This window comes from Sphaerisporangium sp. NBC_01403 (assembly GCF_045040145.1).
Lineage (GTDB): Bacteria > Actinomycetota > Actinomycetes > Streptosporangiales > Streptosporangiaceae > Sphaerisporangium > Sphaerisporangium viridialbum.
On sequence record NZ_CP109534.1, the window covers coordinates 7,475,544 to 7,498,316 of the forward strand.

Annotated in this window: 24 protein-coding genes; 14 read left to right on the plus strand and 10 right to left on the minus strand. The window is 71.1% G+C overall.

Annotation, left to right across the window (positions count from 1 at the left end; all coding sequences use genetic code 11):
* Nucleotides 1-77 precede the first annotated feature (77 nt).
* A complete protein-coding gene (locus OG589_RS33370) occupies nt 78-1,775 on the minus strand; it encodes an MFS transporter (RefSeq protein WP_405142083.1) in 1,698 nt (565 codons plus the stop codon).
* Nucleotides 1,776-1,817: 42 nt separating this feature from the next.
* On the opposite strand from OG589_RS33370, the gene OG589_RS33375 reads away from it, so the two are divergent.
* From OG589_RS33375 to OG589_RS33395, 5 genes are all read left to right on the plus strand, one after another.
* Nucleotides 1,818-1,994: a hypothetical protein gene (locus OG589_RS33375; RefSeq protein ID WP_405142084.1), complete on the plus strand. Its 177-nt coding sequence runs from the start codon at nt 1,818-1,820 to the stop codon at nt 1,992-1,994.
* A gap of 261 nt (nt 1,995-2,255) precedes the next feature.
* Entirely contained in the window at nt 2,256-2,486 is a 231-nt protein-coding gene (locus tag OG589_RS33380) for a UBP-type zinc finger domain-containing protein (protein ID WP_405142085.1), read from the plus strand.
* Between the two features lie 271 nt (nt 2,487-2,757).
* On the plus strand, nt 2,758-3,897 hold the full coding sequence (locus OG589_RS33385) for a glycosyltransferase (RefSeq protein WP_405142087.1): 1,140 nt from the start codon (nt 2,758-2,760) through the stop codon (nt 3,895-3,897).
* Nucleotides 3,894-4,898, plus strand: coding sequence for a glycosyltransferase (locus OG589_RS33390; RefSeq protein WP_405142088.1), 1,005 nt, complete (start codon nt 3,894-3,896; stop codon nt 4,896-4,898). Before OG589_RS33385 ends, OG589_RS33390 begins: the two co-directional genes overlap by 4 nt.
* Complete coding sequence (locus OG589_RS33395; protein WP_405142089.1) at nt 4,895-6,376, plus strand: glycoside hydrolase family 130 protein; 1,482 nt, start codon at nt 4,895-4,897, stop codon at nt 6,374-6,376. Before OG589_RS33390 ends, OG589_RS33395 begins: the two co-directional genes overlap by 4 nt.
* Here the strand turns inward: OG589_RS33395 and OG589_RS33400 are convergent, their stop codons facing one another.
* Nucleotides 6,377-7,318 (minus strand): sulfite exporter TauE/SafE family protein, encoded by a 942-nt coding sequence (locus OG589_RS33400; RefSeq protein ID WP_405142090.1) that lies wholly within the window; start codon nt 7,316-7,318, stop codon nt 6,377-6,379.
* Nucleotides 7,319-7,523: 205 nt separating this feature from the next.
* Between OG589_RS33400 and OG589_RS33405 the strand changes: the two genes are divergently transcribed.
* Nucleotides 7,524-8,492 carry a LysR family transcriptional regulator gene (locus OG589_RS33405; RefSeq protein ID WP_405142091.1) on the plus strand — a complete coding sequence of 323 codons (969 nt, stop codon included), beginning with the start codon at nt 7,524-7,526 and terminating at the stop codon, nt 8,490-8,492.
* Nucleotides 8,493-8,618: 126 nt separating this feature from the next.
* Nucleotides 8,619-8,969, plus strand: coding sequence for an STAS domain-containing protein (locus tag OG589_RS33410; protein WP_405142093.1), 351 nt, complete (start codon nt 8,619-8,621; stop codon nt 8,967-8,969).
* Here OG589_RS33410 and OG589_RS33415 read toward each other — a convergent pair.
* The gene (locus tag OG589_RS33415; RefSeq protein ID WP_405142094.1) at nt 8,939-9,388 is read right to left on the minus strand and encodes a DUF5994 family protein; all 450 of its coding nucleotides are present in this window, start codon (nt 9,386-9,388) and stop codon (nt 8,939-8,941) included. The genes OG589_RS33410 and OG589_RS33415 overlap by 31 nt on opposite strands.
* A 16-nt stretch (nt 9,389-9,404) precedes the next feature.
* Nucleotides 9,405-9,860, minus strand: a complete 456-nt coding sequence (locus tag OG589_RS33420) for an STAS domain-containing protein (protein WP_405142096.1) — start codon at nt 9,858-9,860, stop codon at nt 9,405-9,407.
* Nucleotides 9,861-10,132: 272 nt separating this feature from the next.
* On the opposite strand from OG589_RS33420, the gene OG589_RS33425 reads away from it, so the two are divergent.
* The 3 genes from OG589_RS33425 to OG589_RS33435 all read left to right on the plus strand — a co-directional run bounded on the left by OG589_RS33425 (nt 10,133) and on the right by OG589_RS33435 (nt 11,810).
* Nucleotides 10,133-10,345: a hypothetical protein gene (locus tag OG589_RS33425; RefSeq protein WP_405142097.1), complete on the plus strand. Its 213-nt coding sequence runs from the start codon at nt 10,133-10,135 to the stop codon at nt 10,343-10,345.
* Between the two features lie 31 nt (nt 10,346-10,376).
* Complete coding sequence (locus OG589_RS33430) at nt 10,377-11,384, plus strand: glycosyltransferase family 4 protein (protein WP_405142098.1); 1,008 nt, start codon at nt 10,377-10,379, stop codon at nt 11,382-11,384.
* Nucleotides 11,385-11,609: 225 nt separating this feature from the next.
* Nucleotides 11,610-11,810: a hypothetical protein gene (locus OG589_RS33435; protein WP_405142099.1), complete on the plus strand. Its 201-nt coding sequence runs from the start codon at nt 11,610-11,612 to the stop codon at nt 11,808-11,810.
* A 323-nt stretch (nt 11,811-12,133) separates the two neighbouring features.
* Here the strand turns inward: OG589_RS33435 and OG589_RS33440 are convergent, their stop codons facing one another.
* The 4 genes from OG589_RS33440 to OG589_RS33455 all read right to left on the minus strand — a co-directional run bounded on the left by OG589_RS33440 (nt 12,134) and on the right by OG589_RS33455 (nt 15,624).
* Complete coding sequence (locus OG589_RS33440; RefSeq protein ID WP_405142100.1) at nt 12,134-12,616, minus strand: metallophosphoesterase family protein; 483 nt, start codon at nt 12,614-12,616, stop codon at nt 12,134-12,136.
* A 47-nt stretch (nt 12,617-12,663) separates the two neighbouring features.
* Complete coding sequence (locus tag OG589_RS33445) at nt 12,664-13,773, minus strand: hypothetical protein (protein ID WP_405142101.1); 1,110 nt, start codon at nt 13,771-13,773, stop codon at nt 12,664-12,666.
* A gap of 25 nt (nt 13,774-13,798) precedes the next feature.
* Entirely contained in the window at nt 13,799-14,863 is a 1,065-nt protein-coding gene (locus OG589_RS33450; protein ID WP_405142102.1) for a sulfite oxidase, read from the minus strand.
* Nucleotides 14,864-14,934: 71 nt separating this feature from the next.
* Nucleotides 14,935-15,624 (minus strand): GntR family transcriptional regulator, encoded by a 690-nt coding sequence (locus OG589_RS33455; protein ID WP_405142103.1) that lies wholly within the window; start codon nt 15,622-15,624, stop codon nt 14,935-14,937.
* 219 nt (nt 15,625-15,843) lie between these two features.
* On the opposite strand from OG589_RS33455, the gene OG589_RS33460 reads away from it, so the two are divergent.
* The 4 genes from OG589_RS33460 to OG589_RS33475 all read left to right on the plus strand — a co-directional run bounded on the left by OG589_RS33460 (nt 15,844) and on the right by OG589_RS33475 (nt 19,057).
* A complete protein-coding gene (locus OG589_RS33460) occupies nt 15,844-16,635 on the plus strand; it encodes a LamB/YcsF family protein (protein WP_405152183.1) in 792 nt (263 codons plus the stop codon).
* A complete protein-coding gene (locus OG589_RS33465; protein WP_405142104.1) occupies nt 16,632-17,252 on the plus strand; it encodes an allophanate hydrolase subunit 1 in 621 nt (206 codons plus the stop codon). The genes OG589_RS33460 and OG589_RS33465 overlap by 4 nt, the downstream gene beginning before the upstream one ends.
* Nucleotides 17,253-17,302: 50 nt before the next feature.
* Nucleotides 17,303-18,193 carry a biotin-dependent carboxyltransferase family protein gene (locus OG589_RS33470; protein ID WP_405142106.1) on the plus strand — a complete coding sequence of 297 codons (891 nt, stop codon included), beginning with the start codon at nt 17,303-17,305 and terminating at the stop codon, nt 18,191-18,193.
* A 69-nt stretch (nt 18,194-18,262) separates the two neighbouring features.
* Entirely contained in the window at nt 18,263-19,057 is a 795-nt protein-coding gene (locus OG589_RS33475; RefSeq protein WP_405142107.1) for a putative hydro-lyase, read from the plus strand.
* A gap of 19 nt (nt 19,058-19,076) precedes the next feature.
* On the opposite strand, the gene OG589_RS33480 is transcribed toward OG589_RS33475, so the two are convergent.
* Both OG589_RS33480 and OG589_RS33485 read right to left on the minus strand, forming a co-directional pair.
* Nucleotides 19,077-19,898, minus strand: a complete 822-nt coding sequence (locus OG589_RS33480) for an SGNH/GDSL hydrolase family protein (RefSeq protein WP_405142109.1) — start codon at nt 19,896-19,898, stop codon at nt 19,077-19,079.
* A 180-nt stretch (nt 19,899-20,078) separates the two neighbouring features.
* Nucleotides 20,079-22,637 carry a glycosyl hydrolase family 18 protein gene (locus OG589_RS33485; protein ID WP_405142111.1) on the minus strand — a complete coding sequence of 853 codons (2,559 nt, stop codon included), beginning with the start codon at nt 22,635-22,637 and terminating at the stop codon, nt 20,079-20,081.
* Nucleotides 22,638-22,773 lie beyond the last annotated feature (136 nt).

Sequence of the window (22,773 nt, forward strand, 5' to 3'; positions counted from 1 at the left end):
AACGCACATGGAAGGAGCTGGGCGGCCACGGGTGGTTCCGTGGGCGCCCAGCTCCGGTTTTTGCGGGGGCCGGGGGGTCAGTCGATGGTGGCCAGGACGGGGTGGTCGTCTTTGGCGGGGTGGTGGGTGGGGGTGTGGTCGTGCTGGGTGTGGTCGGTGGTGGCGGGCTGGCTCGGCTGCTGGTGGGTGGGCTGGGGGTCGGCGGTGTGGTCGGTGTGGTCGGTGTGGTCGGTGTGGGGGGTGGTGGTGGGTTGGTGGCTGTTGCGCAGGATGGTGGCGGAGATGAGGGCGAGGAGGATGAAGATGGTGGCGCCGACGGCGGCGACGGTGTTGAGGCCGGTGGTGAAGGCGGTGCGGGCGGTGGTGATGAGGTCGGTGGCGATGGTGCCGGTGAGGTGGTGGGCGGTGGTGAGGGCGGCGGTGATGGATTCGGTTGCGGTGTGGGCGGCGGTGGTGGGCAGGCCGGTGGGCAGGTGGGTGGTGAGGTCGGTGCGGTAGATGAGGGTGGCCAGGCTGCCTAGGGAGGCGATGCCCATGGCGATGCCGAATTCGCCGCTGGTCTGGCTGATGGAGGCGGCTGAGCCTGCTTTGTGGGGGGGTACGGAGGCCATGATGAGGTTCATGGTGAGGGACATGGGGAAGGCGATGCCCAGGGAGGCGAGGATCAGGCCGGTGACCAGGTAGGGCAGGCCGCCGGTGGGGGCGAGTTGGGTGTGGATGATCAGTCCGGTGGCGGCCAGGAGCAGGCCGGCGGTGATGACGTAGGCGGGGCGGATGGTGCGGGCCAGGGCGGGGGCGGCCATGGAGCCGATGACCATGGCGATGTTCTGGGGCAGGAGCCACAGGCCGGCGTTCATGGGGCTGAGGTCTTGGACGGTTTGCAGGTAGAGGCTGGACAGCAGGCTGGCGCCGGCCATGACGATGCCGGCCATCAGGCCGATGCCCATGGCGGCGCTGAAGGAGCGGTTGGCGAACAGGCGCAGGTCGAGCAGGGGGTTGGTCAGGGTGCGCTGGCGCAGGGTGAAGATGATGCCCAGGGTGATGCCGGCGGCCAGGGCGGCCAGAGGGGTGGGGTGGATGCCGGTGCGGGCGAGTTCTTTGAGGCCGTAGATGGCGGGCAGGATCGCGCCGAGGGACAGGGCGACGCTGGCCAGATCGAGGCGTCCGGCGTCTGGGTCACGGTATTCGGGGAGCAGGCGGGGGCCGACGATGAGCAGCAGGATCATGACCGGGACGCCGAGCAGGAAGGCCGAGCCCCACCAGAAGTGCTCCAGGAGCAGGCCGCCGACCAGGGGGCCCAGGGTCATGCCGCCCATGAAGCAGGCGAACCAGACGCCGATGGCCGAGCCCATTTGCTTGGGGTCTTTGAACATGTTGCGGATCAGGGCCATGGTGGAGGGCATCAGGGTGGCGCCGGCGATGCCGAGCAGGGCGCGTGAGGCGATGAGCATCTGCGGGTTGACCGAGTAGGCGGCCAGGATGGAGGCCACGCCGAACGCGGCGGCGCCGGTGAGCAGGAGTTTGCGGCGGCCGATCCGGTCGCCCAGGGTGCCCATGGTGACCAGGAACCCGGCCAGCATGAACGAGTAGATGTCCAGGATCCACAGTTGCTGGGTGGAGTCGGCGCCCAGTCCGGCGCTCAGGTGCGGCAGGGCCAGGTAGAGCACGCTGATGTCCAGCGACAGCAGCAGGGTGGGCAGGGCCAGCACCGCCAGCCCGATCCATTCACGCCGCCCGGCCCGTGAACCCGGGCCGGTCTCGAGGTTCGCATTCATCGCACATTCCTTCGTGATCGGTGGTCCGCGACACAGCGGGTCGTGACGCAGGCGGACTGCGCCCTGCCCTGGTATCCGGCCGGGCGGGTGGACGGGCGGCTCCGTGGCGCCGCCGTCCTCCCTGGCCGTCGAACTTCGCTGATGATCCGCACGCTGTTCTCCGCGCCGTGGAACCGCCGCCGCTGCCGGCCTCCGGTCCGCGCCACTTCGAACATGTGAATACCGTCTCACCGACAATCTTTTTTGTCAAGGAGGTTTTTATCTTCGGCGACGGTGGCCATCGGGGGCGCTGATGAGGCTTGCTGGGATCGGCCCTTTCCCCGGACTCGCGTATCGCGTGAACTGAGAGCGTTCGGCCGGCGCAGCTCGCGTCGCTGTCACCGTTGGGGGGACGTTATGGTCCCGAGCCTCAAGGGCCTGGGTATGACCGCGCACGCAGATGGTCTGAACGGTCATGCGCCACGCTGCAGTCACTTCGCCATGACCCCTTCCGCGGAGCCCGGCTCGCCGGAATGTTCGGAGTGCCTGGACCTCGGCCTGGACTGGGAGGGGCTTCTGGCCTGCCTGACCTGCGGCTGGGTCGCCTGCTCCGACGCCTCGCGGGGCTGCCACGCCCGGGGGCACTACGAAGAGAGCGATCACCCGGTGGCCGTCGCGCTCGGCGCGGAACCGCCGTGGCGGTGGTGCTACGTCCACGGACGCGCCGTGTGAACCAGAGCGAACGGCCATGACAAAGAGGACTGATGACCATTTCTGACCGAACGGTCGACGGCGTGTCCCCGTTCCCGAACGCAGGGGCCGAGAACGAGGAGCCACCAGCACCCTTCAGGTCGGGCTGACAGGAGCGATCGCCGGGCCCCGCACGAGGACGGCCCCCGGCGCCAGGCTCACCTCCATCCGTCACACACGCTGGCGATGGACGTCTTCACCGCGTGAGGCCCGCATCCGCACCGGATCGGCCGAATACCGGAAGGCATGGCACTTGGCCTGTACATACGGCTTTCTCAGCACCCACCCGCCCACACAATGCGGCCTCGCCACCTTCAACTCCGCCCTGTCGGCCCACCTCACCAAGGGCGGCATGCGCGGCGGGACGGTCCGTGTCACCACCGAGGGCGACGACGAGCGCTCCATTCCCGGGGTGGTGCACACCTGGGGACCCGGCAGATCGGACGGCTGGCAGGCGGCGGCGTCCGCCCTCGATCGCTTCGACGTGGCCATCGTCCAGCACGAATACGGCATCTACCCGGGCCCGGACGGCCAGGACGTCCTGCCGCTGCTGCGCCGGCTCACCGTACCGAGCATCGTGATCCTGCACACCGTCCTGACCCGGCCGACCCCGAGGCAGCGCAGGCTGCTGGAACAGATCGTGGAGGCGGCAGGCGCGGTCGTCACCATGACCGGCACCGCCCGTGACCGGCTGCTCGCCGGCTACCACGTCGACGGCGCCAAAGTGTCGGTCATCCCGCACGGGGCCGCCGACCACACGCGCGTCTCGGCTCAGCGCCGCCTCCGTCCCCACCTGCTCACCTGGGGGCTGATCGGCCCCGGCAAGGGCATCGAGTGGGCCCTGCGGGCGCTCGCCCTCCTTGGGGACCTCATTCCCACGCCCACGTACACCGTCGCGGGGAAGACCCACCCGAAGGTGCTGGAGCACCACGGGGAGGCCTACCGTAACCGCCTGCACCGGATCGGCACGAGGCTCGGCGTGTCCGCCTCCGTGCGCTACGACCCCGTATACCGTGACGACGCCTCGCTGAGCCGGCTGATCCGGTCCGCGGACGTGGTCCTGCTGCCGTACGACTCCCCCGAGCAGGTCACCTCGGGCGTCCTGATCGAGGCCGTGGCCGCCGGCGTCCCGATCGTCGCCACGTCGTTCCCGCATGCCGTGGAACTGCTCACCGGCGGTCCCGGCCTGCTCGTACCCCATGAGGACCCCGCGGCGCTCGCCTCGGCCGTGCGCCGGATCCTCACCGAACCCGGCCTCGCGAAGGACCTGACCAAGGGCACGGCCGCCCTGGTCCCGGCCCTGCTGTGGCCCGCCGTGGCGGCACGCTACGACGAGCTCGCCCGGAGCCTGATCGCCGCACGGCCGTCGGCCGTGGCCGCGGCGATGCCGTGAGCCCCGCCGCTCCGGGATTCAGGCACCTGTTACGGCTGAGCGACGACACCGGGCTGTTCGAGCACGCCAGGCACGCCATCGTCCGCCGCGAGCACGGCTACTGCACCGACGACGTGGCCCGCGGGCTCGTCGTCGCCAGCCGCGAACCCGCGCCCCCACCCGAGGTCGTACGGCTCGCGGAGTGTTACCTGTCCTTTCTCACCCACGCGCAGGACGGCACCGGCGCCTTCCACAACCGGCTCGGCTACGACCGGCGCTGGACCGACGAGCCCGGCGTCGGTGACTGGTGGGGACGCGCGATGTGGGGCCTCGGCACCGCGGCGGCCCGCGACTCCGCACCCTGGATCCGCGAGGAGGCGCTGCTCGCCTTCACGCTCGGCGCCGCGCGGCGGTCGCCGCACCCGCGTGCCATGGCGTTCGCCGGGCTCGGCGCGGCGGAGGTCCTGCGCGTGCGTCCGGACAGCACCCTGGCCGCCGACCTGCTCATGGACGCCGCCAAGTCGGTCGGCGCGCCCGCCGAGGACCCCGGCTGGCCGTGGCCGCAGCCTCGGCTCACCTATGCCAACGCCGCCCTCGCCGAGGTGGTCATCGCGGCCGGCGACCTCGGCGGCGACAGCTCGATGCTCGGCGGCGGCCTGCGCATGCTTGCCTGGCTGGACGACATCCAGACCAGGGACGGACGGCTGTCGGTCGTCCCTGTCGCCGGCCGGCGGCAGCACGGCCCACGGCCCCGTCACGACCAGCAGCCCATCGAGGTCGCCGCGCTCGCGGACGCCTGCGCCACCGCGTCCGCCGTCACCGGCGACCCGCGCTGGCGGGCGGGTGTACGACGGGCGGCGGCGTGGTTCCAGGGCGCCAACGACCTCGGCGCGCCGATGTGGGACCCCGCGACCGGAGGCGGTTACGACGGGCTGACCGAGCACGGCCCCAACCTCAACCAAGGTGCGGAGTCCACCATCGCGCTCATCTCGACCATGCAGCACGCCGGGAACCTGTTATGACCGGCCAGGACCTGGCCGTGCGGCTCGGCCTGACCCTCTCCCCCGACCCGCGACGAGTGATCATCAAGCTGTTCGTGCCCGGTGAGGACGCGGCCGTGGCGCGTACGCGTGCCGCCGCCCTGATCGACCGCATCACCCTTCTCGATCCTCACGAGACCGGGGAGATGCTGCGGGAGACCCTGCGGCGGTTCGGCGACCGGCACCACGACCTGGAGGCGACCTTCCTCCACCACTACGACCTGGTCCGCTACAGGGTTCCCCGCCACGTGGACCTGCCCCCGGACGCCCGCCTCCTCGTCGGCGCCTACTTCAGCCACGAGTACGCCGTGGAGGCCGCCGCGCTGTGCAATCCCTCGATGGTGGCCCACCCGGACCAGTCGGGCGTGCTCCCCGGGCAGCTCCGCGTGGTGATCAGCATGCGGCAGATCGGCGAGGGGCACCTGTCGTCCATCGGCTTCGCAACCGCGCTGATCGGGCCCGGCACCGACCTCACCGTCGCCGACCGCTCGGGGCCGCTGGCCGTGGGCCGGCGGCAGAGCACCCACCACCGGCGCGACCTGCTGGCGGCCGGGCTCGCCGACGAGGACTGGGACAACGAGGTCTCCGCGACCCTGCTGGGTTCGCTGCCCGAGCTCTTCGACGACGACGACTTCGAGCAGGCCGTGGCCAAGCTCCCCGCCGACCTGCTCACCCGCACCACCACGCACAGGACCGTGGAGGAACTGCGGCGCGCGACCGCCTCGGACTACGCCGTGGGCTTCCCCGACGACGTGCCCCTCGACCGGCGGGTGCTCTGGCCCGCCAACGCGGCGGAGAGCAACGGGATGGAGGACGCCCGCTTCGTGAGGGTCCCGGGAGAGGACGGCGAGCCCTGCTACCGGGCGACCTATACCGCCTATGACGGGCGGCACATCAGCTCCCGCATGCTCGCCAGCGACGACTTCGGGCGCTTCGAGGTCACGCCCCTGCGCGGCCCGGCCGCCGCCAACAAGGGGATGGCGCTGTTCCCCCGCCTGGTGGGCGGGCGCCGGCTCTCGCTGTGCCGCTCCGACGGCGAGACCATCGGCCTGACCTCGCTCGACCGGCACAACAGGTGGCAGCGGCCGGTACTGCTCCACGCTCCCGCCAACGGCTGGGAGCTGATCCAGGTCGGCAACTGCGGATCCCCCATGGAGACCGAGCTGGGCTGGCTCGTACTCACCCACGGTGTCGGCCCGATGCGCCGCTACGCCATCGGCGCGCTGCTGCTCGACCTCGACGAGCCGCACCGCGTGATCGCCACACTGCCGGGCACGCTCCTCACGCCCGATGAGACCGAGCGTGAGGGGTACGTGCCCAACGTCGTGTACTCCTGCGGAGGCCTGCTGCACGGGGGCGCGCTGTGGCTGCCGTACGGGGCGAGCGACGCCCGGATCGGGTTCGCCCACGTGGCCCTCGACACCCTCGCGGAGGCGATGGTCTCCGCCGGTTCGGGCTGACTACCAGGAAGCCGTGGGGTACCAGCCGTAGCCGAACATCGCGGGAAGCCGGACGTCCCAGTACAGGAAGGTGAACGTGCCCGCGACGATGAACGCCACCGCGGTCACGGTCGCCAGACGGGCGGGCCTGGCCGTCAGCCACCGTGCGAACCGGCCCCTGGCCACGAGCATGAGCAGGGCGAACAGCACCGCCATGACCACGACGTTGCCGAGGGACTGCAGGATGAACACGGCCGCGCCGTACAGAGGGTTGTGGGTCTGGGCGGCGTAGGTGAACAGCTTGTGGAACAGCGGGAACGGCCGGCCGATGAGGAATCCGCCGACCAGCGCGCCGAGGACCACCAGCCGGGCGTTCGGGAAGCGCTGTTCCAGCCGCGCCAGCGGGTCGGGCAGGAGCCGGAGCGCGGCCAGGCCGAGCCAGATGAACGCGAGCCCGATGAGCCCGAAGACCACGCTGGCCTGGATCAGCCGGACGGGCAGCCCGTCGCCCACGGTGGCGGTCGACAGCTGCGGAAGCCGTTCTCCGAAGAGGGCGCCGATCGCGCCGTACAGCCCGCTGACCACGATCATTCCGATCGCGAGCCTGCTGAGCGGACGCATCGTCTCGCGGAGGCGGCTCCGCCACGATTCGCCCTGCCGTACGAGCGGCACCACGGCGCCGAAGGCGGCGACGTTGCAGGCGGTGAACGTCCCGGCGAGGCCGGACACGAACGCGAAGACGGCGCCCGCCACGACACCCGTGATCGCGGTGCCCTTGGCGTCGTGACCGAGCAGCGTGTTGGCGACGTTGTCCCCGATGACGCTGTCCACGAAGTGGAACGACCACAGGGAAGCGGCGACCGCGCCGGCGAGGACGCTGAGGAGGACGAGGCGGGCTCGGCTGCTGGGTACGGAGGAGGGAAGGGGTTCGTGACGGTTCTCGGCGGCATCGGTAAGCGTCATGGCACATCCTCGCGAAAGCGTGAAAATCGGGGGACATGTGCTGATAGGTGGCCACCTACGACACGACTCTGAGGCCGCGATCACACACCGTCAAGAGGACGTCCGGCCCTTGGCGCGCCGGTAGGGGGCCTGTTCAGGCTCACCGCGCGGGCAACGGATCGGTGAGCCCGCCGTCCAGGCGATCACGCGCGGCCGCCCAGTATGGTTGAGGAAGACGGTCCGCATCGGCGCTCCCGGCTGGAAGGGGGTGACGGGCATGGAGTTACGCCAACTCCGTTACTTCGTCACCCTGGCCGAGGAGCTCCATTTCGGCAGGGCCGCGGCGCGCGAGCACATCGTGCAGTCCGCGCTGAGCCAGCAGGTGCAGCGTCTCGAGCGCGAGCTGGAGGTGCGGCTGCTGGACCGCAGCACCCACCACGTCGAGCTCACCGCCGCCGGGGCGGCGTTCCTGGTGGAGGCCCGCCAGATCCTCGACCACGTCGGCCGGGCCGCCCAGGCGGCCCGCACCGCCGCCGCGTCCGCACCCACCCTGCGTGCGGGCATCATCGACGCCGGCTACGACTCGATGCCGCAGATCCTGCGCGCGGTCCAGCAACGCCATCCGGGGCTGACCATCCACCAGGTGGAGATCGGCACACCCGAGCAGTACCAGCAGCTGGCCGACGGCCGCCTGGACATCGGCATCGGCCGGGCGTCCCTGACGCCCCCTGATGTGGCCTCCGAGCTGGTCCGGCTCGACCCGCTGGGCGTGCTGATCCCCGAAAGCCACCGCTTCGCCGGCCAAGAGGGCGTGCCCGTCGCCTCACTCGCCGACGAGGCCCTGCTTCTCGGGGAGGACACCCGGACACCGGAGTTCAACCAGTTCGTAGTTGAGCTGTGCCGTTCCGCCGGGTTCGCGCCCACGGTCTACGAGGGAACCGTCGCGAGCAACCGCGCGGCGGCCGACCTTGTGCTCCAGGGGCGGTGCGTCCTCTGCGTCCCCTCCTCCTCGCGCACCTCCAACCGGCCCGGTACGGTCTGGAAGCCGCTGACCGAACCGGCCGCGCACTATCCCTGGTCGCTCCTGTGGCGGTCCGGCGATCCGTCCGCCCACGTCACGGCGGTGATCGAGAGCGCCAGGCATCTGGCCGACCGCCTCGGATGGCTGGCGACCGCCGACCTGCCCGCCGACTGACCTACCGGTCATCGGTTTTTGTGATGACCGCTTCTCGTATTGATCGTTTCCCCGGGCTCGGAAATCGGCTTGACTGGGGGCAGGGCCTGCGAGCCGTCGGCCGCGTCCACTTTTTAGGAGGTCCTGATGGACCTGTCAACCCGCGTTCTGTCCGACCGGACGATCTGCCGAGTATCCGGAAAAGTCGACATCTTCACGACGTACGAGCTCCGCGAGTACCTGCTGACCGCCTTGGACCGGCCGGGACGCCGGCTTCTCGTCGACCTGTCCAGGGTCACCTTCATAGACTCCAGCGGGCTGGGCGTCCTGGTCTTCATCAGGCGCATGGCCTTGCGCCGCGGCGGAACGCTGCTCCTGCTCGCTCCGACGCGGCACCTGCGCCGGCTGCTGACGGCCAGTGGCCTGTCCGCCACCTTCGCCGTCAGCCCCCGTCTTCTGGACCCGCGTCAGGCGGAACCCGCGCTCGTGGCCCCATGAGAAGCGGCTGATCCCGCCAGCGCGGCCTCGGCCGACTCCGCCGAGGCCTCCGGCGGTATCACCCGCAGCGTGACGTCCTTCTGACCTCTGACGATCAGAGTGACCCGCTCGGGGTCCATGGCCCGGAACCAGCCGACCCGTACGGCCCGTCCGGGAGCCGGGATTCGGTGCGGGATGTCGCTCCAGGCGTCCACATGCAGCCCCACCCGGAGCGTCATCTCGCCGAGCCGTTCGTCGACGGCCGCGATCAGACCTGGGAGCTCGGCCGCCGCGTCCTTCGAACGCGGCCACCACACCCCGTCCACGGCCCGCGGGTGGTCACCGGCGGGCGGCAGGCTCAGCCGTACGGGAGGGGCTTCGGCGGCGGGGCCCGGAGAGGCGGCGGGGGCGTGCGGCGGGGGGATCAGCGTTGACGGCATGATCGTACGACCTGTCTCAGCCCGGCCAGGCCGGCTGGTTGAAAGCCTCGGACGGTGCCGGCGCGACTGCCGGCAGGCGATGTGTCCTCGGAGAACGCCATTCTACTCGTCTTGCCTGGAGGGCACCGTGCGGATGCAGGCCCGGCGCACGGTCCCAGCCGGTGAGAACGAGCAGGCGGCGAACGTACGGGGGCGCGGAGAGCAACGTCAGGCCACGGCCGCCCTGGAGCCGGGAGGCGGCGGCGACCAAGGCGCGCAGTCCGCCGACGTCGATGAACCCCAAACCGCCGAGGTCGGCGTACAAGGTGTCGCCGTCCCCTGTCGCCGACGCCAGCGCGTCAGCGAGGATGGGGAGGGTGGCGTAGTCGACGTCCCCTTCGATTCGCAGGCTCTGCCTGGCCCTGAGCCAGAAGATCCTCAGGCGTCCCTCGCCGAACTCGACGATCGGGTCGGAGCATTCCGTCCTGTCCATGCCCACTCCTACGGGCTCGCCGTACGGGGGGCCGCAGGGAGTCCATACGGCACGGAGACACGTTCTTTCTCGATGAACCGATCGTCCCTTGGGGGGGACCCATGGCGAAACAACCAACCTCAGCAGGACTCATCTCCATTGCAGATGACCAAGCAGGGTCCGGACCCGTGGCCGGAGTACGCTGGGAGGGACGCCGACACTCAGCAGGGTCTATCTCGTTTGGACGGCGAATCATGGCGGACATCGAGCCCACGTGCGAGTTACATCTTCGAATGGCGGGACAGGCCCATGACCTGATGCTGCGCCTGCACGGTGCCCGGCCCACCGAGGACGACGTGGCGGCGTGGATGCAGGACGGTGCGGTGATCCGGCTCCAGGTCTCGGAAACGGCCAGTCGGCCGCCGCACACCATGTTGGTGAACTTCGGCAGCGTGGTCTTCGCCTGGCTCTACCCCTACAAGCCCAGCGGAGGCGTCACTCTGTGAGGTCGGCGAAACGGCGAGCGGCTCACGGCTCGTGAAGGTCGCTCTGCTGGGGCCGGTCGCCTGGCGCACACCCCCGCGCCACTACGGGCCCTGGGAGCAGATCACCAGCCTGCTCGCCGAAGGGCTGACCGCCCGGGGAGTCGACGTCACGCTGTTCGCCACGCTCGACTCGATCACCTCGGGGACGCTCGACGGGGTCTGCCCCCGCGGTTACGCCGATGACCCGACCCTGGACGGGCGGGTGTGGGAGGCGATGCACGTCGCCCACGCGCTGAGCCGGTCGGCCGAGTTCGATCTGGTGCACAACCACCTCGACTGGCTGCCGCTGGCCTTCGCGGGCCACTGCCGCGCTCCCCTGGTCACCACGGTGCACGGGTTCTCGGGAGCGGGCATCCTTCCCGCCTACGCCCATGCCCGGTCGAGCTACGTCTCCATCTCCGACTCCGACCGCGACCCCGCGCTTGACTACGTGGGCACGGTCTACCACGGCATCGACCTCGACTCCCTGCGCTTCAACCCCCGTGGAGGCGGGCGGCTGGTCGTCTTCGGCCGCATCCATCCCGACAAGGGCAACCACACGGCGATCGAGATCGCCCGGCGGGCCGGCATGCCGCTGACCATCTGCGGGATCATTCAGGACGAACGGTACTTCGACCAAGAGGTCGCCCCGCACATCGACGGCGACCAGGTCAGGTTCCTCGGCGCCGTCGGGCCGGAACAGCGGTCTGAGGTCCTCGGGGGCAGCGCGGCGCTGCTGCACCCCATCGCGTTCGACGAGCCCTTCGGCCTTTCCGTGGTCGAGTCGATGGCCTGTGGCACACCCGTCATCGCCTACCGGCGCGGGTCGATGTCCGAGGTCGTGGATCCGGGGGTGACGGGCTTCCTGGCGGACACCATCGAGGAGGCCGTCGCCGCCGTGTCCCGCATCCCCGAGATCGACCGGGCGGGCTGCCGGGCCCAGGCCGAGCGTCGGTTCGGGGCGGACCGGATGGTGTCCGGCTATTTGAGCATTTATCGCGACATCGTGCGCCGAGCCTAGGGCTCGTCACCACCGGCGCCCGCATGGCAGGGAACCTCATGCGGCCGGTCCCGAAAGCGTGCTCTCGCGCCGCCGCGGACGCGGGCCGAAAGCGCTATCGCGCCCCCGTGGTGGACGAGAAGCGTAGCGATAACGAGCGGATAGCGACCCCTAATAGCTTCGTTTTCGCGAGCAGGAAAACGGCACGGACGTGGCCACCGGCCACAGGACGAGGGGTCAGCTGAAATGACGGAGTACATCAAGGCCACCGCCGCCCGGATCATCATCGTCGCGATCATCGCCGCCGGCGGCACCGCGGCGCTCAGCACCGCCGCGATGGCCGAGACCGCACCCGTCAACATCACCCCCGCGGCCACCTCCACGCTGGTCCCGGCCCCGGTGACGCTCCCGGTGTCCGTGCTCTACAGCAACACGCCCTGGGGCTGAGCCTCAGCGGAAAAGTGGGGAAAGCGAGATGCGGCCGGAGCCCGGAGCTCCGGCCGTATCTGGCGTTTATGGGCGGTTGAATCATGTGCAAGGGATACTGAGGAAACCCGCGTGACACTCTTTAGGGCCCCCCTAGTGGCCGAAGCGTCCGGCATCCAGGCACCCCCTACCCGGCGAATGCGACCGCGGATTTTCACCGGCCGTTCGCGGATCATGAATTTCACGGTCAGACGAATGACCGGATCGGGCCACCGCCTTGACACCGGCCCATCCAGCGGCCTGTGCCGTCTCTTTCGTGAGAGGTCCCGTGGGTCGCTCGTGCGTCATGTGACAGGAACGATCTCCGCGGTCAGGAGGGTCCCCTGCTCGATGTGGAGCAGGCCGATGGTGCCGTGCGACTGGCGGCGGCGATCGGTCGGCGAGCCCGGGTTGAAGATCCGGAGGCCGTCCTGGAAATGGTCGAGCGGGATGTGCGAGTGGCCGTACACCACCAGCTCGGCGTCCGGGAAGCGCCGCCGCATGCGCGCCCAGCGGCCCGCCGCCGCCCCGCTGTCGTGGATCATCGCCACCCTCAGCCCCGCGAGCTCCAGCTCCAGGGTCTCGGGAGCCACGACGTCAGGACCGTCGTTGTTCCCCTTGACCGCGTGGACCGGCGCGTACGCGGCCAGCTCGTCGAGCACACCGGCCGTGCAGATGTCCCCGGCGTGCAGGATCGCGTCGGCCTCGCGCAGGTGCTCGGCCACCCTGGGTGGGCATGCCTTCCACCGCCGCGGCGCGTGGGTGTCCGCCAGCACCACCACTCTCATGGTGTTCCCTTGCCCTCTCGCCAGCGGCGCACCCGCGCGGCCGGTGGCTACCTGAGGGTGGAGGAGACCACCTTGGGCTTGCCGGCGCCGAGGAAGAAGATGCCGGGGTAGCCGCGCGTCTCGAATCCGGCGCTGGAGTTGTTGCGCAGGGTCGAGTGGTCGATGGTCAGGGTGCCCGTGCGGTCGTTGCTGACGAAGAAGACAGCCCCGCCGCCCTCCTTGGCCGAGTTGTTCTGGACGATCGAGCCCGCGATGCGCACCGAGAACCGGTTGCCGTCGGCGTAGACGGCTCCGCCGCTGCCGCCCCCCGCAGTGCCGCCGCGTGCGGAGTTGGCGCCCCGCCCGATCGCCCTGTTGTACGTCAGGACGCTGTTGAGCACGACCCAGGACACCCCGATGCCGCTCAGCGCGCCCCCGTTGGAGCACGTGCCGCCCTGGCCAGGGGCACCTCCGAAGGTGCTGCCGACGACGTGGACCGGCAGGTCGCGCGACTGGTCGAGCACCCGGATGGCCGCTCCTCCGAGGTCGGGGCCACTGGGGTCGCAGCGGTTGCGGATGAACCGCGAGTTGACCACGTTGACCCGGCCTCCGCGCACGAAGACGGCGCCGCCGCCTCCCCCGTCGGCCCGCTGCCCGGTGGCGTTGCCGTCGGCGAAGGTCAGGTTCTGCAGGGTAAGCCGGGGAGTGGCCTGGTCGTCGCAGTGCGACGTGGTCCACCCCTGGGCCTGGTCACAGGTGTTCATGTACAGGATGCGCCGCTTGCCGCCGCCGCTGAACGTGACCTTGCCGCCGCCGTCGATGACGACCCGGGCGCTGGCGTTGCGGATCTTCGCGGTGGCGTTCAGCGTGATGGTCACCGGGCTCGGACCGCAGGAGAAGGTGATGACGCCGCCCTTGGCCACCGCCGAGACCACCGCCTGCGACGTGCAGCTCGCCGGGGTGCCCTTGCCGACGACGCGTGTCGGGCGCGAGGTGTCGACCGCGCGCGCCTCGGCCGGCACGAAGGCGCGGCCGTTCGGGTTGCCGGGGGCGAATCCCGGCGCCGCCGCCCGCGTGCCGCTCGCGCTCCACGGCGCCGCCGCCGAGGCGGGGCCGGCGGGAACGGTGATGCCGGACAGGACCAGTGTGGCCAGCGCAACGCCGGGGGAGAATCGCACGGGCCCGATGTTACTGCGCGAGGCTTCAGGGCCGGCAGGATACGGCGACGCGGTCCCAGGAGTTGTTGGCGTACCCCTTGGGGTTCCACAGGTGGCCGGCGTACTCCGGCTGGGTCGCGCCGGTGGTGTCCCAGGCCCGCGCGGTGATCGCGGCCTCGCCTTCGGGGAGGTCGACCGTGATGCGCCAGTGCTGCCAGGCCCAGGGGCCGTCGGGCGGGTCGAGGCCCGCCTGCAGCCAGGTGCGGCCCTCGTCGAGGGAGACGTCCATGCGGGCCACGGCACGGTCGTCGCCCGCGTACGCGTAGCCCGTGATCTCGACAGGACCGGGATGGAGCCGGTCGCCGTCGCCCGGGCGCAGGATGGCGCAGTTGAGAGCGACCGAGGCCAGGGAGATGCCGTCGCCGGGCTTGGCCCGGTCGGGGTCCGCCTCCGGGGGCAGGATGCGGTAGGCGACGGCCTGGAAGTAGTTGCAGGAGGGCTCGGTCTGGGCGGTGACACGCTGAAGCCATTTGACGCTGCGGGCCCCGATCCAGCCGGGCACGACGGCGCGGAGCGGGGCACCGTGGGCCCGGGGCAGCGGCCGGCCGTTCATCGCCCACGCCAGGAGCACCTCTCTGGCGGTGGCCTTGGCGACGGTGATGGACCCGCCGTACGGCTCGGCCGGACCGCTTAGCTCGGAGACGTCGGGGGCGGCGAAGGCGACGTGCGCGGCCTCGGGCCGCAGGCCGGCCGCGGCCAGCACATCGGCCAGGCTCACGCCCGTCCAGCTCGCGGTGGAGGTGGCGCCAGGTCCCCACGGATCCTCGCCGGGGATGTCCCGCACGGTGATGAACCCGGCGCGGCGGTTGCCCGCGCACTGGAGGGTGGCCACCAGGGTCCGTTCGGGGAAGGACGCGCGCAGCTCGTCCAGGGACAGCGTCAGCGGCCGGTCGACCAGGCCGTCCACCGTGAGCCGCCAGGCGGCGGGGTCCAGGTCGGGGATGGAACCGTGGTTGCGGGAGTAGAAGGTATCGGCGGGCGTGATGGCCTCGCCGGCCAGGGCGCTCAGCGGCGGCTCGGCGTTGTACGGCCGCACGGTGTGCACGACCATGTCATCCCTTTTGTGCCATATGCCCATATTGTTGCGGGTACCCGTGGGCCGGGGTCGCGACACCTCGCGATCTAGGAGTGCTCCTGGACGAGCTGCCGCTCGGCGTCCGAGAGGTAGGCGCCGAGGAGCCGCTCGGCGCCCAGGGCGTCCCCGGCTTCGATCAGCTGGAGGATGTCGCGGTTGCGCCCCAGGTAGGGCTCGTGGAAGGCGCGGGGGTTCTTCATCGCCAGGAAGCTGAGGCGCAGCTCGGCGAGGACCTGCCGCATCATCTCGTCGAGCCTGGCGCTGCCGGCCAGCTCGACGATGGCCTGATGGAAGAGCATGTTGGCGGTGCCGACGTCCTCCCAGCGCAGCTCGGCCGCCGCCCGCTCGGCGCCGTGGACCGCGTCGCGGAGGGCGGCGAGCGTCCGGCCGGAGGGAGTGGCCCCCTGGCGGATCGCGGCGCCCTCGATGAGGCGGCGCAGGCGGTACAGGTCGACCACGTCATCGGCGGTGAGCCGGCGGACGAAAACGCCGCGGTTGAGCTCGTGGACCAGCAGCCGCTCATGGGACAGCAGGCGGAACGCCTCCCGCAGGGTGTTGCGCGAGACGCCGAGGGCCGCGCCAATTGACTCCTCCGACAGGCGGGTGCCGGGCTCGAACATGCCCTCGATGATGCGCTGGCGCAGGATGGCCGCCACGCGCTCGGCCGTGCTGGTGCGCCCGAGCAGAACGCGATCTTGCTGGAGACGCTCGGCCGCCTGCACGCCGCCCTCGGTCACGACCTGTTCAACCCCTTCGTCGCAGCGACAGAAAGAAATCTTAACATGAGGCTATTGTCAGATCGTTGAACGATCCTTATGTTGAAATTGGTGGCTCGACCGGGAGCCAAGAGACCATCGGGAGCACCGCCCGGCCTGCCGGAGACCCGTGCCCGGCAGCTGTCCTGAACCAGTTGGACGGGAAATCTCGGAAATCAGGAGTTCATCGTGTCTCGCTTGATCAGAACGATCGACCTCAACTCCGACCTGGGAGAGGGGTTCGGCCCGTGGGAGCTCGGCGACGACGAGGCGCTGCTGTCGGTCGTCACCAGCGCCAATGTCGCCTGCGGGTTCCACGCGGGAGACCCGACGGTCATGCGGCGCACGTGCGAGACGGCGGTAGCGCGCGGGGTGGCGATCGGCGCCCAGGTGGGCTACCGCGACCTGGCGGGTTTCGGGCGGCGCTTCATCGAGGTGCCGCCCGAGGCGCTGGCCGACGAGATCGTCTACCAGATCGGCGCCCTGGACGCCTTCGCGCGCATGGCGGGCGGCAGGGTCGGCTACGTCAAGCCGCACGGCGCGCTCTACAACGCGATCGTGCACCACGAGGTGCAGGCGGGCGCCGTCGTGGCGGCCGTCCGCGCGTACGATCCAGGCCTTCCGGTCCTCGGGCTGCCCGGCTCGGAGTGGCTGCGCCAGGCCGAGCGGGCGGGGCTGACCACGGTCACCGAGTGCTTCGCGGACCGCGGTTACACCCCGCAGGGCACGCTCGTGCCGCGTGGCCAACCGGGCGCGCTGCTGCGCGACCCCGGTGAGGTGGCCGCGCGGTGCCTGCGCATGGCGCGGGGCGAGCCGATCGAGGCCGTGGACGGCACGCCGCTGTCCGTGCGGGCCGAGTCGATCTGCGTCCACGGCGACAGCCCGGGCGCGGTGGCCATGGCCCAGGAAGTACGTGCCAGGCTCGCGGCCGGCGGCATCGAGGTGGCACCGTTCACCGGCGCGCCTGTGCCGCGCGGGGAGGGGGACCGATGAATCCGACGTTCCGCCGGTGCGGTGACCGGGCGCTGCTGGTGGAGGTGGGCGGCGTGGGAGAGGTGCTCGCGCTGTACGACGCGCTCGCCGCCGACCCGCCGAGCGGGGTCACCGACATCCTTCCTGCGGCCCGTACCTTGCTGGTCCGCTTCGAACGGCCCGCCCGTCACGACACGGTGGAGTCCGCCGTCCTGAACGCCCGCCCCGCGGGCGGGTTCCGGCCGGTGGCGGGCGAGGTGACGATCCCCGTCGTGTACGACGGCACCGACCTGGCCGATGTGGCGTCGCTGACCGGGCTCTCCGAGCGCGCGGTGGTGGAGGCGCATACCGGGACGATGTGGACGGTCGGCTTCTCCGGGTTCGCCCCCGGCTTCGGCTACCTCACCGGCGGCGATCCCCGGCTGCACGTGCCGCGCCGGGACGAGTCGCGCGTGCGGGTGCCGGCCGGCTCGGTGGCGCTGGCGGCCGGGTTCAGCGCGGTCTACCCGCGCGAGTCGCCGGGCGGGTGGCAGCTCATCGGCCGCACCGACGTGCCGGTGTGGGACGTCGCCGCCGACCCGCCCGCCCTGCTGCGCCCGGGCATGCGCGTGCGGTTCACGGAGGCGCGGCGTGCCTGAGCGGCGGCCTTCGTGCGGGCGCGAGCGGGCCTCGTTCGCGGGGGTGCGGCGTGCGTGAGCGGGGCGGGGTTCTGGAGGTGCTGGCGACCGGGCCGATGGCGACCGTGCAGGACCTCGGGCGCCCGGGTCGTGGCGACCTCGGCGTGGGCCGCTCCGGCGCCGCCGACCGGAGCGCGTTGCGGCTGGCCAACCGCCTGCTGGCCAACCCCGAAGACGCGGCGGCGCTGGAGATCACCCTTGGCGGGCTGGCGGTGCGCGCCCGCGGCGACCTGCTCGTCGCGCTCACGGGGGCGGCCTGCCCGGCCACGATCACCGACGCCGCCGGGCGTACGCGCGGCGCCGGCCACCAGGCCGTCGAACGCCTGCCCGACGGGGCGACGCTATGGCTCGGTGTGCCGAGGCACGGACTGCGTACGTACGTGGCGGTGCGCGGCGGGCTGGACGTGCCGCAGGTGCTGGGGTCGCGGGCCACGGACGTCATGGCGGGGCTGGGACCCGAGCACCCGGCACCCGGGGCGCTCCTGCCGGTCGGGCCGCCGCCCGAGGGGTTCCCCGTCGTCGACCTCGCGCCGGTGCGCGATCTCCAGCACCGCGAGCCGGTGCTGGAGATCGTGCCAGGCCCGCGCGACGACTGGTTCAGCGAGGAAGCCCTGAAGACGCTGTGCGCGGCGCCGTACGAGGTGACCGCCGACAGCAACCGGGTGGGCATGCGGCTGCTCGGGCCGCGCCTTGAGCGGGTACGGGAAGGCGAGCTGCCGCCCGAGGGGATGGTGCCGGGGGCTCTCCAGGTGCCGCCCTCCGGCCGGCCGACCCTCTTCCTGGCCGACCATCCGGTCACGGGCGGCTACCCGGTGATCGCGGTGGTCGGCACGCGCGACGTCGACCGCGCGGCGCAGGTCCGGCCGGGGCAGTTCATCCGCTTCCGGCTCGCACGGGCATGAGCCCGCGGAGGCATGGGCCCGCACAGGCATCTCGGACAGGCGTGGGACAGGAGAAGGAGTGAGGAGCGGATGACGCGTACACAGGTGGATCCGGCCCGGCTGAGTCCTCGGGAGGCGCGCGCGCTGTTCAGGGAGGGGCTGGTCACGCCCACCTCCGGCTGGTCGTCCGGCTGGACGCAGGCCAACCTGCTCGCGCTGCCGAGGGACCGCGCGTACGACTTCCTGCTGTTCGCGCAGCGCAACCCGGGACCGTGCCCGGTGCTGGACGTGACCGAGCCCGGCGCGTTCGCCACGGGCCTGTTCGACGGCGACCTGCGCACCGACCTCCCCGCCTACCGGGTCTACGAGCACGGCGAGCAGGTCGCCGAGGTCACCGACGTCCTGTCGTACTGGCGGGACGACCTCGTGTGCTTCCTCATCGGCTGCAGCTTCACCTTCGAGGCGGCGCTGCTGGAGGCGGGGGTGCCGGTGCGCCACATCGAGGCCGGGACGAACGTTCCCATGTACCGGACCGACCGGGCGTGCCGCCCCGCGGGCGACCTGTCCGGTCCCCTGGTCGTCAGCATGCGCCCCGTACCCGCCGAACTGGTGGCGACGGCGGTGCGGATCACCTCGCGCTACCCCGCCGTGCACGGCGCTCCTGTGCACATCGGCGACCCTGCCGCGCTGGGGATCGCCGACCTCGACCGGCCCGACTACGGCGAGCCGGTCGAGGTGCGGGCGGGAGAGCTTCCCGTCTTCTGGGCCTGCGGGGTCACGCCACAGGCCGCCGTGACGCGGTCGCGCCCGCCGTTCGCCATCGGTCACGCACCGGGCCACATGGCCATCACCGACGCCCGCGACAGCGCGTACCAGCTGCCGTGATCCTCGCGGGGACGGCGCGTCACCAGCCGAAGCCGGTCGGGTAGGTCACCTCGGCCAGCACGTGCTGGCCTGTGGTGTTGGGGTGGAAGTAGTCCCAGGTGCTGATGTCGGAGAGGGCGAACGGGTAGCCGAACACGGCGCCCCCGTCGTAGCGGCAGTTCGCCTGCTCGCCGCAGACCCGGGCGAGCACCGCGTTGAAGTCGGCGACGCGCTGGCGCACCCGGTCGCGCCTGTCGTTGTCGGCCGCGTCGGTGGACCGGGGACGCGCGAGCAGCGACTGGCAGATACTGAGCGCCGCCCACGCCGTGCGCGCCGAGGAACTGTCCTTTCCGACCTGCCACAGCCGCTTGACGTCGGGAATGCTCGCGACGAAGATCGCCGCACCGGGTAGTCCCGTGGTGAGCGTCTGCATCGTCGTGCGGAACCTGGACTCGAAGTCGGCCACCGAGGTCATGCTCGACTCCGACGACGTGCAGGCGTCGTTGGCCCCGATCAGGATCGTCACGTAGTCGGCGCCCTGCGAGACGGCCTGCTGGGCCTGTCCCGGCATGTCCGCGACCTTGGCCCCCGACTTGGCGTCGTTGTAGGCCACCAGTGAGGGGTTGACGGTGCGTATGCGCAGGTAGTGGCTCTTCACGCTGGTGTAGGAACCGGTGGACCACGACCTCGACGGGCAGTCGACGTAGAAGCCGCAGGCGTTGAACCCGCGGGTGATGGAGTCGCCCATCGATGCCATGGTGCCGGGGACGGGAGGGGCGGCCGCCATGGCGGTGGCCGGGACGGACGTGAACGCGACGGCTGCGAGGAGAACGAGGGTGAGGGTACGGCTGCGGAAGTCCAAGCTGGTCTCCTGGGGCATCCCCCGAGCGGATCTGACGATCAGAATGTCAGCCAGCTTGACCTGATTTACAACCTCACATTACAAGTTACTGACCTGTTGGTAACATACGACCCGGCCATCACATTGGCGTTCGTACGTGCCCGCCGGTCGCGGCGGGCACGTACGAACGCCGGGTCCCGGCTACTTCAGACCGGCGTCCAGCGCGGTGGTCAGCGTGCCGGGGTCACCGGACATCTCCCAGATCATCGCGCCCAGCAGGCCCTTGCTCCGCAGCCACGCGGTCTTGCGCGCGATCGACCAGGTGTCGTCGAAGCTCCACCACTGGCCGCCGGCGCCGGTGTAGCAGTACGTCGCCACCGACTGGGTGTCGTGCTGAACCGTGCACCCTGGCACGCTCGCCACCAGGTTGGCGTACCCCCGCGTGCCCGCCTCCTCGGGGAACTGACCGGGCGCCGCGCCGGTGGCCGCCTGCCACTCGCCCAGCTTGCCGCCGTCGGCGACCCCCTGCCAGCCGCGCCCGTAGTAGGCGAGGCCGATGGTCAGCTTGCGCGGGTTGACCCCTGCCTGCAGATACAGGTTCACCGCGTTCTCGACGCTGAAGTGGAAGGAGTACGGGTCGTCGGTGTCGGCGTACAGGTTGCCCTGGTGGCCCGTCCTGTTGGGCTCCCAGGAGTTGTCGCTGCCGGCGCCGTGGAAGTCGTACCCCTGGATGTTGAAGATGTCCAGCGACTTGGCCACCTGCGGCAGGTCCCAGCCCGCCGCGATCTTCGCGGGGTCGGCGGGGGTGAAGGCGGTGAGCTGGTAGCGCTTGCCGGTCTCCTGGGTCAGCGCGTCGAGCTGCCTGCGGAACTCCGCGATGAGCGCCGTGTTGTTCGCCTTGTCGTTCGCGCCCACGTGGTTGCCCGCGTGGCCTTCCGCGCCGGGCCACTCCCAGTCGAGGTCGATGCCGTCGAAGATCCCGGCCGCGCTGCCCGGCCCGCCCGCGGCGTTGTACACCGGCAGGTTGCCCTTGATGTACATGTCGATGCAGGAGCTCACGAACTTGCGCCGGGACGCGTCGGTGGCCGCCACGTCGGAGAAGTACTTCGAGTAGGTCCAGCCGCCGAGCGAGATCAGCACCTTGAGCTGCGGGTACTTCGCCTTGAGCTTGCGGAGCTGGTTGTAGTTGCCCCGCAGGTTCTCCCAGCCGGTGTCGGCGACCCCGTCCACCGACTGCGCCGCGCTCATCGGCCTGCCGTAGTCGGCGTCCGCGTCGCCCGCGCCGTCACCCTGGCTCGGGTCCTGCGGGTTCGCCGTGGTGCCCTTGGTCACGCCGTTGAGGCAGGTCAGGTTGACCGGGTCGATGTTGCCGAAGGCGTAGTTCAGGTGGGTCAGCTTGGCCGCCGCGCCGGTCGTGTCGAGGTTGCGGACGAAGTACTGCCGGCCGTAGATGCCCCACTGCACGAAGTAGCCCACCCTGGCGTACCCGCTGCCGATGATGTCGGCCGTGCTCACCTTCAGCGCACCGCTCGGCGCCGAGATGTTGTCGTAGAGGTCGCGGGCGCGCACGGTGAACGTGTACTCGGTGGACGGCGACAGGCCGGTGACCGTCGCGGTGGTGCCGGTCACGGACGTCGCAAGCGTGGTGCCCGTGTAGACGTCGTACCCGGCGACGCCCTTGTTGTCGGTGGAGGCGTCCCACGCGAGCGACACGCTCGCCGACCCCGTACCGGTGCCGCGCAGGTTCGCGGGCGCGGTCGGCGGCTGGGTGTCGTCGGCCGGATTGCCGGTCGTCACCTTGAGCGCCGCGCTCGCCGGGGACAGGTTGCCCTTGCGGTCCTTGGTCCTGACGGTGAACGTGTACTCGGTGTTCGGGGTCAGGCCGGTGACGGTCGCGCTCGTGGTGGTGACCGTCGTGGCGAGGTCGGCGCCCTTGTACACCTGGTAGCCGGCGATCGGCAGGCTCCCCGCGGTGGCGGCGTCCCACGCCAGCGACACGGTCTTGGTGGTCTTGACCGGCGAGCGCAGGTTCCCGGGGGCGCCCGGGGGCGAGTCCGCCGCCCCGTCGCACCTGACGTCGTTGATCCGGCAGTTCGCTGGCTCGGCCGACGCCGAGCTGAGCGTGAACGCGGGGCTGTACGGCTCGGTGGATCCGTGCGCCGCCACCGTGGTGTTGTAGTAGAGCGGGCTCAGCGTCACCTGGCGCCCGCTCTGGCTCAGCGTGGCGTTCTGCGCCCCGCTCGCGGTGACGCCCGCCGGGAGGTCGAAGGTGATCGACCAGCCGTTCAGCGCGGCATCGGTGTTGTTACTGACCACGAATTTGGCCTGCGTGCCACTGGCCGAGTACGCGGCGGTGACCGGGGCCGGCGGTGGCGGCGGGTCGCCGCTGCCGTCGCAGTTCGCGCCGTTGATGGTGCAGCTCGTCGGCTGTACGGGCGAGCTGAGCGTGAACGTCGGGCTGTACGGGTCGGTGTTCCCGTTCGCCCGCACGGTGGCGATGTAGTACGCGGGCGTGAGCGTGACCCGGGTCCCGCTCTGCGTGGTCGTGGCGTTCTGGGGGTTGCTCACGGTCACCCCCGCGGGGAGGTCGAACTGGATCGACCAGCCGGAGACCGGCGTGGTGCCGGGGTTGCTCACCACGAACTTGCCCTGACCGCCGGTCAGGGTGTACGCCGCCGTCAGGCGGACGGCGGCGTCGGCGGGAGCTGACAGGAAGGTCGACATGACCAGTACCAGCAGCACGGCGGCGAATCTGCGCATGTAGGGGCTCTTTTCTTTAGGAAAGTTTCCTAAGAGTTGCGCGGATCGTAACCCTGGCTCCCAGCGTCGGCAAGACCCAAACCCGCCCGCCGCGCCGCCGCGTGATCGGCCGGGCGCGTGAATACCATTGAAGATC

Bases quoted from the DNA above. Each gene is read 5' to 3' on its own strand.
- OG589_RS33400 (WP_405142090.1), bottom strand. From the start codon at position 7,318: ATGACGCTTACCGATGCCGCCGAGAACCGTCACGAACCCCTTCCCTCC.
- OG589_RS33440 (WP_405142100.1), bottom strand. From the start codon at position 12,616: ATGAGAGTGGTGGTGCTGGCGGACACCCACGCGCCGCGGCGGTGGAAG.
- OG589_RS33435 (WP_405142099.1), top strand. From the start codon at position 11,610: ATGACGGAGTACATCAAGGCCACCGCCGCCCGGATCATCATCGTCGCG.
- OG589_RS33370 (WP_405142083.1), bottom strand. From the start codon at position 1,775: ATGAATGCGAACCTCGAGACCGGCCCGGGTTCACGGGCCGGGCGGCGT.
- OG589_RS33410 (WP_405142093.1), top strand. From the start codon at position 8,619: ATGGACCTGTCAACCCGCGTTCTGTCCGACCGGACGATCTGCCGAGTA.
- OG589_RS33380 (WP_405142085.1), top strand. From the start codon at position 2,256: ATGACCCCTTCCGCGGAGCCCGGCTCGCCGGAATGTTCGGAGTGCCTG.
- OG589_RS33420 (WP_405142096.1), bottom strand. From the start codon at position 9,860: ATGGACAGGACGGAATGCTCCGACCCGATCGTCGAGTTCGGCGAGGGA.
- OG589_RS33465 (WP_405142104.1), top strand. From the start codon at position 16,632: ATGAATCCGACGTTCCGCCGGTGCGGTGACCGGGCGCTGCTGGTGGAG.
- OG589_RS33485 (WP_405142111.1), bottom strand. From the start codon at position 22,637: ATGCGCAGATTCGCCGCCGTGCTGCTGGTACTGGTCATGTCGACCTTC.
- OG589_RS33395 (WP_405142089.1), top strand. From the start codon at position 4,895: ATGACCGGCCAGGACCTGGCCGTGCGGCTCGGCCTGACCCTCTCCCCC.
- OG589_RS33425 (WP_405142097.1), top strand. From the start codon at position 10,133: ATGGCGGGACAGGCCCATGACCTGATGCTGCGCCTGCACGGTGCCCGG.
- OG589_RS33475 (WP_405142107.1), top strand. From the start codon at position 18,263: ATGACGCGTACACAGGTGGATCCGGCCCGGCTGAGTCCTCGGGAGGCG.
- OG589_RS33450 (WP_405142102.1), bottom strand. From the start codon at position 14,863: ATGGTCGTGCACACCGTGCGGCCGTACAACGCCGAGCCGCCGCTGAGC.
- OG589_RS33415 (WP_405142094.1), bottom strand. From the start codon at position 9,388: ATGCCGTCAACGCTGATCCCCCCGCCGCACGCCCCCGCCGCCTCTCCG.